We start from the raw sequence: 12,287 nt of genomic DNA on the forward strand, positions 1-12,287 counted from the left end.
AGCATAAAAATGTTTAGTAAATTAACAACTCAAGCTTATATCGCTGTAACTGAATCGATTCGTAACTTTAAGAAAGACGAGCGTGGTGTAACTGCAATCGAATACGGTTTAATCGCTGTGGCAGTCGCTGTCGTGATTACTTATGCATTCTATGGTCAGGGTAGTTTAGTAACAGCACTTAAAGCTAAATTTGAGGCTTTAATTAATGCTGTGACTGGTACCACTTATTAATCGTTGATATTAGTTGTATTGTAATAGCTGACTTACTTACTGTGTCATTATGGAGTGAGTTGGCTATTTATTCAAAACGGTTACTAAGTATGATTTATTTTTTCAAATTTTTTAAATCTCAAAAAGGAATCACATCGATTGAATATGGGCTAATAGTTACTGTGATTGCCGTTTTTATTGTGTCAATGCTGTATAATGACAATGGGCTTGTTTTAGCTATCCAAGCGAAATTTGACTTGTTAAAATCTACAGTAGTGAATGCACTGAAATAAGTGACTATTTTTAGGTTTGGATGCCGTGAGTGATATTATTATCTTTTCTCTTCATTGTATAACATTGATATTATTAATAATTCTTTCTTGGACGGATATACGGTCAAGAATTATTAGTAATAAAATTGTGTTTTTGTTACTTTTAGTCATTGTGCCACTGGCATGGATTCAATATAAACAGATTTTTTTTCTGCCTGCATTATTAACATTAGTTATTGGTTTTTTGTTATTTACCTTTGGGGTTATGGGGGCCGGCGATATCAAGCTGATGTCGGTGTTAATGTTAACTATACCTCATTCTCAAATAATATACTTTTTTCTTTTTACAGCATTTTCGGGTTTATTTTTAATTATCATTGGATTTCTTTTTTTTAGACATTCCATTAGGCAACATGGTTTACCCTATGGTGTCGCAATTAGTTGTGGTTTTTTGACCAATTTATTCTTATTTAGCTAAATTATTTACAAGATAAACTATATAAAAATTTAAGGGGCTATAATGAATTATAGAATGCTATTTATCATTTCTCTTCTTACGCTGGTTGTTGGTGTCGGGGGGATCTTATTTATGCCAACTGGGGATAGCTCAAGTGTTGGGGAAGGTGGTGTTGCCTTATCTGAGACTGAAAAAAAACCAGAAAAATTAATTACTCTTGCTGAGCTGAAGCGAGATATCAAAGCTGGTAGCTTATTACAAGTTGAAGATTATTCTTTAACTGAAATTAAAGTGACGGAAGATAATCCACTTATAAATAATGATTTAACCGATGTGTTAGCACTTTCCAAATTCAAAACACTTCAAGGTCATTTAGTTGCCGAAAATTTGAAGTCAGGTTCTTTACTTTCTCCTTCCACTGTTATTTCACCTAATGATGCTAGGTTTTTGTTGTCAAGTTTAGACACGAAGCAAGAAATTGCCTTTAGAATCTATCTAAAACCAACAGAACGTTATATTTTGGATACTTTACGCAGTGGTGATTATGTGTCGGTATATAATCAAAAAATTGCCTATCGAGCAAGAGAAGAAAGTATTGATAAAAATAGCTTAATAAAAATCATTAATAAGCTTTTAGTATTGCAAGTCAATGTGTTTCAGGTACTAGATGAAAATAATGATTCTGTAAAAAAACAAGATGAATTAGCAGGTGAATATATTGGCTATATCAGTCTTAAGGTCAATGCAAATCAAGCTAAAATGTTTTATGAACTTGAGAAAGACTCTAAATTAATTGTATTGCCTTCTGTTGATGAGGTGGAAAGTTCAAATAACCGTGGTGTGTTTATTAGAAAATTAAGAGGTAACAAATCATGAATAATAAATGTATAACAAAAAAATGGCTTTCTGTGTTATTAATTGGAAGCGGATTGATTTGGTCATCTTTAGTGTATTCTAAAACGTTTAATTTAGAGCAAGGTGGAACAAAACTTGTTCGTACTGACGAGAAAATTGATACTATTTTTGTCTCTTCGCCTTCTGTAGCCGATTATGAAATCTTAGATGATAATAGTTTTATTATTTATGCCAAAGAAGAAGGAAGAGCAGAAGTTACAGCATTCGGTCAAGATGGTAAACCGTTGACAACGGATTTTATCAATGTGAATCCACTAATTAGTAATATCAACGATATATCTGATACGAATCGTCAAATTAAAGCACGCTTTCCTAATTCAAACCTCTCAGTTAAGAAAGTCGGGAAGGCATATGTGATAGAAGGGAAAGCACGTACGCTAGAGGAAAGTGAAGAAGCGCATCGTATTGTAGGTGAAGCGTTAGGAAATGGTAAAAAAGTCACAGAAACAATGTTTAATCGTTCTGAAGGTGCAAAGGAATATATTCCGTTTTTGGATAAATATCAATTTGATGGTGTGATTAATAATGCAAATGTAGCAGATACAACACAAATTAATGTGAAACTCTCTGTTGTCGAAGTTAATAAGAAACTCACTGAAGCTTTAGGTATTAACTGGGGAAGAGTGGTTGGTGTCCATAGTGGACCGTTACTTGGTGGAAGTGTCTCTTTAAGCGGTGGTTTCGGTGGAAGCAGTGGTTCAACGCTTAATATAAATGCAACCGGTGTTTCAGCTTTTATTAATGCTTTAAATAATCAGGATAATGGCAAAATTTTGGCTGAACCAAGTATTTCTCTCTTATCAGGAGAAACAGCAGATATTTTGGTTGGGGGAGAATTACCTTTTGCTCAAAAAGATAAAGAGGGTAGTGCAACAATCATTTATAAAGAATTTGGAGTCAAGTTGATTGTGGGGGCAAAGGTACAAAAAAATAAACGTATTCGCTTAGCACTAGATCAAAGTGTAAGTACGATTGCAGGAAGCTATGCTTATGATAATGTAGGTACTGTGCCTTATTTCAATACACGTCGTGCGAAATCTATTTTTGAAGTTGCAGATGGGGAAAGTTTTATTATTGGAGGACTATTTAGTTCTCAGGATGCGGAAGGAATAAATAAAGTACCACTGCTAGGCGATATCCCAATATTAGGCTCATTTTTCCGTAATGCAAGAACAGATCGAGAAGATAAAGAACTCGTGATTGTTGCAACAGTAAATGTAGTGAAACCAGTACATGAAAGTGATATTGTGTATCCTACCTTTGAACAAACAGGGACTATGGAGCGCTTTTTTAATCTGACACCAATTAAAAATGTGTATCATAAAACATTAAGCACTAATTTCTTAAGAAATGGAGGGTTCATCCAATGAGAAAGTTAGTCACTAGTATTGTCTTTGTTACGTTGATGTATTCTGCACAAGGTGTAGCATTTTCTAAAAATGAATTAGTAACTAACACTAACGTAGCACAGCCGGTGCAATTAGATGGATTTAGTCGTACACAGTTAGTGAATCGTTATGTGGTGTCGGAATATTCCGATGTAGTTTACCATAATGTGCTTTATTCAGTGCTCAGAGATGTGGGCAGTGATAGGAATAAGCGTGTTCATATTATTTGGTCGAATAAAGAATCAGAAAAAAAAGCCACAGGTATGCGTAAATTTTTGATAAACAAAGGCGTTGAAGCCGCATCGATTAAACTTGTGCGTAGCGAATATAAAAAAGCGCTTTATCCGCTTTATGTTGAAGTATCAAGAATTGGCACAAAGCGTGCTAACTGTCGAATTGATACAGCTGAAGATATGATGAGTTGGGATGGGCTCAACCCTTGTGCAACGAAAAGTAATCAGCGCATTCAATTAAAATATTAATAAGAAGGTTCGCTTTATGTTATTACTTGATAAGGAAAATATTACAGTAGACAGTGCTAGAAAGATTATTGTCGTTTCTAGCCGAGGGCATATTCAAAATGATATTGCACAAATATTAAGGACGCGAGGATTAGAAAATCTAGAAATTGTTGATGCCGATTTCTTTTTGTCTTCAGATTTAGCATTTTTAGCAGAGGAAACATTAGGTGTTATTGTCGATATAGGACATGAAACGGATATCAAAATTATCGCGGAAAATATTTATAGCATTGTTCCTCAAAGTGTGTGGTGTTGTGTTATTGGTGAAAGCGATTCTATTTCTTTAGCTCAAAAATTATTAGAAGAGGGAGTGCTTTATTTTCACTCAGATACACAATTGAGCCAAATGGCTGAAAAAATTGTATCTGGTGTGAATATTCCTTTAGTTCGTCATACAGTGAGAATTTCTGTACTAAGTTGTAAAGGTGGTTCTGGTGCAAGCTTAATTAGTTCTCATTTAGCTAATGAAATCGTCACAAATAAGAAAGTACCGGTGTTGTTAGCACAAGGCCCTAATGGTTCTCAAGATTTGGATCTTGCCTTTGATAAAAAATTGCAAGGCGATATCGTTGAGTATTCTAACAATCTAGATTTATTTAATGGTATTCCTTCTCGTTTGTCTGTTTCGACGACGGATAAATATAATTTTATTATTTATGATCAGCCAATTTTTAATGTCGTTAAAGACGATTTTGTTAAATTTTTAGAATATAGCAACAGTTTTGTCTTAGTTGTCGAACGGAGTATTGTTGCATTACGTGTAGCCAAACAATTTTTAGATGAATGTGAAAGAATGAGAAGTACCACTGGTAAACCAATTCGTACTTTTATATGTATATCTGATTCTAGATTAGAAACGTCTAAATTAATGGCGATTAGTGATATCGAAACATTATTAAAATGTCAGGTTGACGTTGTCATTCCGTTTTTGAAAAAAACGGACGCTAAAACCGTTTTAGATATTGATTTAGGTCGTGTAGGTAAAAAAGAAATTAATACACTCATGATGAAAGTCGTTGGTGCTGTATCCCGTCATAAGCAAAAGAAAGAGAGACAAAGTTTATTCTCATCGTTAAGAAAAGCGATAATGGGTAATTAATTGAAGAAGAACATCTAATATGTTAACCAAAGAACAGCAAGTTTTTTTTAGAAATGAATTGTTAAGTAATCTTGATATTGAAAAGATTGATGAGATTCAAAGTGAACGCGATAAGCTTGTAGACGAGTTGGTGCAAGTCGTTTATAAAGTTGCTGGTAAAGGAAATATCTATATTACATCAGCGGATGCATTGTTTATGGCAGAATGCATAGCTGATGAAATAGATGGATATGGTCCAATTAGAGAATTGATGGAAGACGAGACGGTCAATGATATTCTAGTGAATGGTCCTGATGATGTTTGGGTTGAGCGAGCAGGTATTCTAGAAAAGACTGATAAAAGATTCATTAGTAATGAGCAACTAACAGATATTGCTAAAAGATTAGTGGCAAGAGTGGGGAGACGCATTGATGATGGGAGTCCATTAGTCGATTCACGCTTACCTGATGGAAGCCGTCTGAATGTTGTGATAGCCCCAATTGCATTAGATGGAACCTCAATATCTATTCGTAAATTTAGTAAATCTAAGAAATCATTACAAGAATTAGTCAATTTTGGTTCTATGACGCGTGAAATGGCGAATTTTTTGATTATCGCGGCACGTTCTCGCGTGAATATCATTGTTTCTGGTGGTACAGGTTCAGGGAAAACTACATTATTAAATGCGTTATCAAATTATATTTCTCCGCAAGAACGAGTTATTACGTTAGAAGATACTGCAGAACTAAGATTAGAACAACCTCATGTAGTGCGTTTAGAAACACGTCTAGCGGGGGTCGAGCGTACAGGCGAAATTACGATGCAAGATCTTGTGATTAATGCCTTACGTATGCGTCCTGAGCGTATTATTGTGGGGGAATGTCGTGGTGGAGAAGCGTTCCAGATGTTGCAGGCGATGAATACGGGACACGATGGTTCAATGTCTACACTGCATGCGAATAGTCCTCGTGATGCGACCGCACGTTTGGAAAGTATGGTCATGATGTCTAATGCGTCTTTACCACTTGAAGCAATTCGCCGTAATATTGCTTCTGCAGTAAATATTATTGTGCAAGCTTCGCGTTTGAATGACGGTTCACGGAAAATCATGAATATTACGGAATTGATGGGAATGGAAAATGGGCAAATTGTTATGCAAGATATTTTTTCCTATCAACCAAGTAAATATCGTGATGAAAATGGAAAGATTACGGGTGAATTTATTTCTCATGGTTTATTAACTCGTTCTGTTGTATATCAAAATGCACAGGTCTTCAATTTAAGTGCAGAATTACAAAGTATTTTTGAAGGTGGGTAAATGACTTTAATGTATTATTTTATTCTCGCTTTTGGTGTTATTTTGTTTTTATATACAGCTCAAGGGTGGAGAAAAACAAGAAGAAAGATTCATCCACATGATGTTTCTCTTGATAAAACCAAAAACAGTATTGCGGAAATAAAGAAAAAAATTCAATTATGGCAATATTATTTTGTTGGTGGTGATAGAAAAAAATTAGCAAGAAATATTTTTATTAGCAGTGCTATCTTTTTGATTCTATTTTTTATTAATGTGGCGTATGTTCGTCTAGAAAGATGGCTATTTGTGCTTATTTTTGTTTGCTTGTTTATTATTTTAGTTTGGAAGTTAGGGCAATACCGTAATCAGAAAATGTTTAATGCAATGTTTCCTGAAGTTATTCAAATTATGAATGCGGCAGCAACAGGCGGTGCGGGTTTATTACAATCTTTAGAACGTTGTGGCAAAGATTTAACGGGACAATTAGGCGAAGAATTTAAAGCTATACATAAACGTTTGGCGCTGGGAGAAGACCCAATGTCAGTATTTGAAGATAGTTATAGCAGATATCCTTATAAAGAATTTTACTTTTTTATTACCATAATTAGAACGAATCTTTCTAAAGGTGGACAGATTAGAGAAGTGATTACGCGCTTAGGGAGAGTTATTGCAGACAGTAAAAAAATGGAGCAAAAGAAAAAAGCAATGACATCTGAAGCAAGAATGTCTGCTTTTATTGTGGCAAGTTTTCCAATTGCTTTTTTTCTCTTTATGCAATTTGCTATGCCTGAGAACTTTGACTTTTTACTTAATGATCCTAGTGGTCGGTATGTATTGTATTATGTGTTTGGCAGTGAAGCCTTTGGTATGTTGATTATTTGGTGGCTAATGAGGAAATCAACATGACAATGAAGATTATTTTGTTTTATTTTCTCTTGATTATTTTTGGGATTGCAGTTTTGCTGATTGCGTTATCCCATAAGAAAAAATTAGAAAGAAGTAGGGAAATTTTGGCGGGAGAGCGGCCAAAAGAAAAAGGGGAAGAAAATGTTGACAAGAATAAAACGAAACAGCAAATAGAATTAGAATTACTACTTATTAACAATAATCCTTTTTTAAAGATTCTAGCTGTTTTAGATAAAAATATACGTGTGAAGCTTTTGGTCACATTATTATTATCAGGCCTATATTATTTATATGCAGTAAAAAACGATTCAAATTTTGTCATAGGTTTATCTATTATTTTAGTTTTTATTATTGTCATTCCAGGGATTTTGACAAATGCTATTTTGAAAGCTAAGGTGAAAAAAATCATGGTAGATTTACCAGGTTTTATTGACTTAGTTGCAGTAAATGTTCAAACAGGGATTAGTATTGATGCGGCTTTAAAACAAGTGGCAATCGATTTTAAGAAACTTAATCCAGATCTTACTTATGTGATGTTAAGGATTATTAGAAAATCTGAACTTACGGGATTATCACAAGCGTTACAAGATCTTTCGATCTCATTGCCAACAACAGAAATAAGAATGTTTTGTACTGTTTTACAACAGAGTTTAAATTTTGGTTCTTCAATTTATTCTCACTTAATTCAGTTGTCTGCAGATATCAGGGAGATACAATTATTAATCATTGAGGAAAAGTTAGGTACATTATCAGCTAAAATGAGTATCCCATTGATTTTGTTTATTATGTTCCCAATAATCATTTTAATTCTAGCACCAGGTATAATGAGGGTATTTCCAAATGTTTTTTAAATTTACCAAGAAAATCGTTTTTGTTAGTTTAGCTTTATCTGTCGTTGGTTGTTCTACCCATTCTCAGCAAGGCATGACACAGAAAAGTATGTCATCTGAAACAATAACGGCGAAAGAGACTTTATATGAAAGTACGCAAAATTATTCGGCTCTCATTTCACTGTATCGCGATGTGTTGAAAGCCAAAGAAGATCCTTCAATACGCTATAAATTAGCGAAGACATACTATCAGCGAGGTGACAGCAAATCTTCTTTACTTTATTTAACGCCATTACTGAATGATAATACGAAGCTTGCTACACAAGCGAAAATATTACAGATAAAAAATCTAATTCAATTAAATAATTTCCAAGAAGCAATTTCTGTCGCAAATGAACTCTTATTAAAATCACCTAATGAAGGAGAAGTATATAATTTAAGAGGTATCGCTTATGCGCAAAATGGGAATTTGGTGAATGCCCGAAATGATATCAATAAAGCAAGAGAGTTCTTTATTAATGATAATGTTGCTATTAATAATTTAGCCATGCTAAATATTATTAATGGTGATTTTAATAATGCTGTTTCTTTACTGTTGCCACAATATTTAAATGGCGTTAAGAATTCTCGATTGATTCATAATCTTGTTTTTGCTTTAGTTAAAAATGGTGATCTTGATTATGCAAAAGATATCATTGTTAAAGAGCGTTTAAATACTTCACCAGATGATTTAATTAATGCATTGAAAAAAACTACACATGTATCAAAAGGTGTAACTCGGTAACACTAAGGATTTGATATGAAAAAGTTTCTATCAAATATAAAAGGAACCTCGTCAATTGAATTTGCTTTGACGATAGCGTTCTATTTATTTGTTGTGATGTTTATTTTTGAATTTTGTCGATTAGCGGTTGCGACAGCTTATTGGGATTTAGCTATAACAGAAAGTGTCAGAATTGCGAAGAATGAACAAGCAATTTCTGGAAATTATGAAGAAGCATTTAGGAAAGCTCTTACGAAGCAAAAAAAATTCCATGATGAATCGACAATTGGATATTTGGCGTTGTTAGAAGATAATAAATTTGATGTAAAAGTCCAATATGTGGATTGTGATAAAGAAACGGAATGTATTAAAAATCTTCTGCTTAATAAATTTCGCCAACCACAAAAAAATCATAAAGGGGAGTTAATCTCTCCTACGGGGAGTCGCGCGACTTTAGCACAATATTCTTTAACTTATAAATATAAGTTTATGGTGCCGTTAGTATTTATTCCTGAGTCTTGGTCTCAAGTAGTACTGAACCGTGAATTTGTTGTTGTACAGGAATTTGAGCGTTCTCAATTTATGTTAGGAGCAAAACCAAGTTCTCTTGGGACGAATCCATAGAAAATTTACTCATTATTTCGAGCTATATATGAAAGAGTCAGGTTTAGTTAAATTCAAGCATTTTTGGAAAAATAAAAAGGGCGCAGTGACGATAGAGTTCCTTTTTATGTCAATGTTTCTGATTGTGCTATTTGCATTTCTCTTCGATTTAGTAATGTTACGTTCTACATTAGGCAAGTTAGATAATGCCTCTTATACATTAGTTAGTATTCTCCGTGAACGTACACAGTTGTACGATAGAGTTGCACAAATTAATATTGATGATCATAAGCAATTTGAAAAGCTTGCTAAGAAACTGATTTATGGTGATCAGAATAGTAATAAAAGGATCGATGTTGTTTTAGAATATTGGGCACAAGACGGTTCTGGACGGAGGATTCCAAATATCATTGGCGATTGTAAGCCTTATAAAAGGCTTTCTGATTTATCCTATTTATCTCCTCGCTCAGAACTCAATAATGAAAGAAAAATACCCCTTTATCAAATTACTCTTTGTGTTGAAACTCAGGGCTTGTTTGAAACAATATTACTGGATAAGTCTGAGCGTTCAACGGGGCTGATTAGATCATCGTCAATGTCAGTATCACGATAAATTATCGTTAGGGAACTTTATGAAAAAACTTTATTTAATTCGTTCTTGCTATGATTCGGTCAGAAAATTTTATGAGAATGAGCTAGGTGTTTATACAGTAATGACTGCATTACTGGCATTCCCATTATTAGTTTTGATTGGATTTACGGTTGATGGAACTGGGGTTGTGCTTGATAAAGCACGTTTAGCTCAAGGAATGGATCAAGCTGCCTTAGCGTTGGTCGCTGAAAATAATGGCTACCGAGAAAATAAAAAACATGGTGATGTTAATCGACAAGTAGTATCGCCTCAAGACAAAGCAAAATTTGGTGGTAATGAATTTATGGCAAAACAAGAAAAGCGTAATCAAGAGCTTATTCAAGGTATTGCCAAACTCTATTTACGTTCAGAAAATGCGAATGCTTCGTCCGATGCACCAATTACTATTGACAAGCCTTTTCATTATTCATGTGAGGAGTTAGATTTACCTACAGCTAATGAATATGCACGTCGTAAACCCATTGTTTGTGAAGTGCAAGGTGGCGTCAATCGTAAATTTTGGCTTCCTGTCAGTGAATCGTTGGTTAGTGAAGATAAACTGAAAAAAAATCGAATTAGAATGGAGTCTGAGACAAGTTATGCGATTAAAGAAAAAGGCATCGTGATTCCTGTGGAGCTAATGCTTGTTTCGGATTATTCTGGTTCGATGAATAGTCATTTACAGGATAAAAACGGCAGGTCTCTAGGAAAAGCTAAAATTACTATTCTAAGAGAAGTGGTTAGTGAAATTTCGAAAATTTTATTGCCAGAGGATGTTAGTGAAGGTGTGAGCCCTTTCAACCGTATTGGATTTACGACTTTTTCTGGCGGTGTTAGACAACGGGATGTCACTGAAGGCTGTGTGCTTCCATATGAAGGAAAAATATCACAAACTTCTCGAAAATTAACTATTCGTTATTGGATTACGGGTAATAATACACCTTGGAAATTTAATGCTGGGAGATGGGAGAGAAGTACAGTGTCTTTCCAGGAGCATTATAAAGGCTATTATGACAAATTCCATTCTTCAACTTGTAGAGGCTCAGGGAGCTCTAGAACTTGTCAAATTGATGCAAATCCTAAGAAAATTATGGATTATGCACTAAAAATTAATGACTGGACGACAATTAGAGAATTATTTAATACTTATATAGATGTAAGTGGGACGATTGACCAAATTTCCCAGTTTGATGGTTCAAACAGACGTTATGATATGGTGTTTACTGATGAAGAACGGTGTCTTGGCGGAAATATTGGTAGAAGAACAACTCGAGCTTGGTTTGATCAAAAAAATAAAGATATTACAAGAGAGTTGAATATTGTTCGTCCTTCTGGTTGGACTTCTGCATCTTCGGGGCTTCTTGTTGGAGCTAATATCATGATGGACGAGAATAAGAATCCTGATGCGCAACCTTCGAAACTCGGGACAAATATTCAACGTGTTATCTTAGTATTATCTGATGGTGAAGATAACTGGCCAACTTATAGTACATTAACGACTCTTTTAAACAATGGTATGTGTGACAAAATTCGAGAACAATTGGGCAAGTTACAAGATCCAAATTTACGAGAGTTACCAGGAAGAATTGCGTTTGTTGCGTTTGGCTATAGTCCACCAGCAAACCAAGTTGCCGCTTGGAAAAAATGTGTAGGTGATCAATATTATACGGCTTATTCGAAAGAAGAGTTGTTAGATAGTTTCAAACAAATTATTGGATTTGAAGAAGAGGTGGGGCGTTCTTCATCTCATAAACCGAAATTTTAAGATTGTCCAAGGATAACGCTAAAAAATCTCTTAGCACAGGCTAAGAGATTTTTTTATGTGTTTTTCAAATTTTATCTACTGGTGATTTTAATTCATTACATAACATAACTTTTTCGTGAATAATACAGAATAGACAACAATATGAATTAAAACGCTCAAGGCATAGGCTTAGTCGAACAAACTAAGCCATTTTGCGCTATTGATTGAGATATAGATGTTATTTCAAATAAGCAATAACCATGGTACTGAGAAAGAAGATGAGTGCCGTAATAAAGTAGAAGCGATTTTTCTTTTGGCTGAAAGGTGATGTTAACCTTTTTCGGCTAAAGAAAATGGTTGCAGCAGCAATATAAAGGGGGATAAAGAGCATTTTGTAAATGAACCATGTTGTTACATTTTGCTGAAAAAGAAGAAATAGCCCAATTCCCGAACAGAACAACAGCGTATCAGTTAAGTGCGGTAAGATTTTTAATACTTTTCTGTCTCGCCAATTTTTGCCTGTTAATTGCATCATGCCACGGATAATAAATAGACTGAGGCTGAGAAAGGCACAAGCAATGTGTAGATAAATAAGATAATATGCCATCGATTTTTTTCCCTAAGATAAAGAAAGCAGTAGCGAGGCTACTGCTTTAAATAATATTGTATTTA

Annotated in this window: 15 protein-coding genes; 14 read left to right on the top strand and 1 reads right to left on the bottom strand. The window is 34.3% G+C overall.

Annotation, left to right across the window (positions count from 1 at the left end; all coding sequences use genetic code 11):
- Positions 1–9 precede the first annotated feature (9 nt).
- The 14 genes from KPF51_RS02905 to KPF51_RS02970 all read left to right on the top strand — a co-directional run bounded on the left by KPF51_RS02905 (position 10) and on the right by KPF51_RS02970 (position 11,636).
- On the top strand, positions 10–231 hold the full coding sequence (locus tag KPF51_RS02905; protein ID WP_061406166.1) for a Flp family type IVb pilin: 222 nt from the start codon (positions 10–12) through the stop codon (positions 229–231).
- Between the two features lie 89 nt (positions 232–320).
- On the top strand, positions 321–503 hold the full coding sequence (locus KPF51_RS02910; RefSeq protein WP_064661074.1) for a Flp family type IVb pilin: 183 nt from the start codon (positions 321–323) through the stop codon (positions 501–503).
- 25 nt (positions 504–528) lie between these two features.
- Entirely contained in the window at positions 529–960 is a 432-nt protein-coding gene (locus KPF51_RS02915) for a prepilin peptidase (protein ID WP_081106271.1), read from the top strand.
- A 42-nt stretch (positions 961–1,002) separates the two neighbouring features.
- A complete protein-coding gene (locus KPF51_RS02920; RefSeq protein ID WP_061406164.1) occupies positions 1,003–1,815 on the top strand; it encodes an SAF domain-containing protein in 813 nt (270 codons plus the stop codon).
- A complete protein-coding gene (locus KPF51_RS02925) occupies positions 1,812–3,224 on the top strand; it encodes a type II and III secretion system protein family protein (protein ID WP_014326143.1) in 1,413 nt (470 codons plus the stop codon). The genes KPF51_RS02920 and KPF51_RS02925 overlap by 4 nt, the downstream gene beginning before the upstream one ends.
- Positions 3,221–3,724: a protein RcpB gene (locus tag KPF51_RS02930; protein ID WP_061406163.1), complete on the top strand. Its 504-nt coding sequence runs from the start codon at positions 3,221–3,223 to the stop codon at positions 3,722–3,724. Before KPF51_RS02925 ends, KPF51_RS02930 begins: the two co-directional genes overlap by 4 nt.
- A gap of 16 nt (positions 3,725–3,740) precedes the next feature.
- The gene (locus KPF51_RS02935) at positions 3,741–4,862 is read left to right on the top strand and encodes a CpaE family protein (RefSeq protein WP_061406162.1); all 1,122 of its coding nucleotides are present in this window, start codon (positions 3,741–3,743) and stop codon (positions 4,860–4,862) included.
- Between the two features lie 19 nt (positions 4,863–4,881).
- A complete protein-coding gene (locus tag KPF51_RS02940; RefSeq protein ID WP_014326140.1) occupies positions 4,882–6,159 on the top strand; it encodes a CpaF family protein in 1,278 nt (425 codons plus the stop codon).
- Complete coding sequence (locus tag KPF51_RS02945) at positions 6,160–7,044, top strand: type II secretion system F family protein (RefSeq protein WP_061406161.1); 885 nt, start codon at positions 6,160–6,162, stop codon at positions 7,042–7,044.
- Positions 7,041–7,895, top strand: a complete 855-nt coding sequence (locus KPF51_RS02950) for a type II secretion system F family protein (RefSeq protein WP_005754292.1) — start codon at positions 7,041–7,043, stop codon at positions 7,893–7,895. The genes KPF51_RS02945 and KPF51_RS02950 overlap by 4 nt, the downstream gene beginning before the upstream one ends.
- Positions 7,885–8,658 (top strand): lipopolysaccharide assembly protein LapB, encoded by a 774-nt coding sequence (locus KPF51_RS02955; RefSeq protein WP_005754290.1) that lies wholly within the window; start codon positions 7,885–7,887, stop codon positions 8,656–8,658. Before KPF51_RS02950 ends, KPF51_RS02955 begins: the two co-directional genes overlap by 11 nt.
- Before the next feature lie 15 nt (positions 8,659–8,673).
- The gene (locus KPF51_RS02960) at positions 8,674–9,261 is read left to right on the top strand and encodes a TadE/TadG family type IV pilus assembly protein (RefSeq protein WP_014326138.1); all 588 of its coding nucleotides are present in this window, start codon (positions 8,674–8,676) and stop codon (positions 9,259–9,261) included.
- A gap of 28 nt (positions 9,262–9,289) precedes the next feature.
- The gene (gene tadF / locus KPF51_RS02965; protein WP_005754285.1) at positions 9,290–9,853 is read left to right on the top strand and encodes a tight adherence pilus pseudopilin TadF; all 564 of its coding nucleotides are present in this window, start codon (positions 9,290–9,292) and stop codon (positions 9,851–9,853) included.
- Positions 9,854–9,872: 19 nt separating this feature from the next.
- Positions 9,873–11,636: a TadE/TadG family type IV pilus assembly protein gene (locus tag KPF51_RS02970; protein WP_005754284.1), complete on the top strand. Its 1,764-nt coding sequence runs from the start codon at positions 9,873–9,875 to the stop codon at positions 11,634–11,636.
- 217 nt (positions 11,637–11,853) lie between these two features.
- On the opposite strand, the gene KPF51_RS02975 is transcribed toward KPF51_RS02970, so the two are convergent.
- Complete coding sequence (locus KPF51_RS02975; RefSeq protein ID WP_061406160.1) at positions 11,854–12,222, bottom strand: SirB2 family protein; 369 nt, start codon at positions 12,220–12,222, stop codon at positions 11,854–11,856.
- Positions 12,223–12,287 lie beyond the last annotated feature (65 nt).

The organism is Pasteurella sp. XG20 (genome assembly GCF_018968665.1).
Lineage (GTDB): Bacteria > Pseudomonadota > Gammaproteobacteria > Enterobacterales > Pasteurellaceae > Pasteurella > Pasteurella multocida.

Coding starts and splice junctions, on each gene's coding strand:
- KPF51_RS02905 (WP_061406166.1), top strand. CDS start 10: ATGTTTAGTAAATTAACAACTCAAGCTTATATCGCTGTAACTGAATCG.
- KPF51_RS02910 (WP_064661074.1), top strand. CDS start 321: ATGATTTATTTTTTCAAATTTTTTAAATCTCAAAAAGGAATCACATCG.
- KPF51_RS02920 (WP_061406164.1), top strand. CDS start 1,003: ATGAATTATAGAATGCTATTTATCATTTCTCTTCTTACGCTGGTTGTT.
- KPF51_RS02925 (WP_014326143.1), top strand. CDS start 1,812: ATGAATAATAAATGTATAACAAAAAAATGGCTTTCTGTGTTATTAATT.
- KPF51_RS02930 (WP_061406163.1), top strand. CDS start 3,221: ATGAGAAAGTTAGTCACTAGTATTGTCTTTGTTACGTTGATGTATTCT.
- KPF51_RS02935 (WP_061406162.1), top strand. CDS start 3,741: ATGTTATTACTTGATAAGGAAAATATTACAGTAGACAGTGCTAGAAAG.
- KPF51_RS02940 (WP_014326140.1), top strand. CDS start 4,882: ATGTTAACCAAAGAACAGCAAGTTTTTTTTAGAAATGAATTGTTAAGT.
- KPF51_RS02945 (WP_061406161.1), top strand. CDS start 6,160: ATGACTTTAATGTATTATTTTATTCTCGCTTTTGGTGTTATTTTGTTT.
- KPF51_RS02950 (WP_005754292.1), top strand. CDS start 7,041: ATGACAATGAAGATTATTTTGTTTTATTTTCTCTTGATTATTTTTGGG.
- KPF51_RS02955 (WP_005754290.1), top strand. CDS start 7,885: ATGTTTTTTAAATTTACCAAGAAAATCGTTTTTGTTAGTTTAGCTTTA.
- KPF51_RS02960 (WP_014326138.1), top strand. CDS start 8,674: ATGAAAAAGTTTCTATCAAATATAAAAGGAACCTCGTCAATTGAATTT.
- tadF (WP_005754285.1), top strand. CDS start 9,290: ATGAAAGAGTCAGGTTTAGTTAAATTCAAGCATTTTTGGAAAAATAAA.
- KPF51_RS02970 (WP_005754284.1), top strand. CDS start 9,873: ATGAAAAAACTTTATTTAATTCGTTCTTGCTATGATTCGGTCAGAAAA.
- KPF51_RS02975 (WP_061406160.1), bottom strand. CDS start 12,222: ATGGCATATTATCTTATTTATCTACACATTGCTTGTGCCTTTCTCAGC.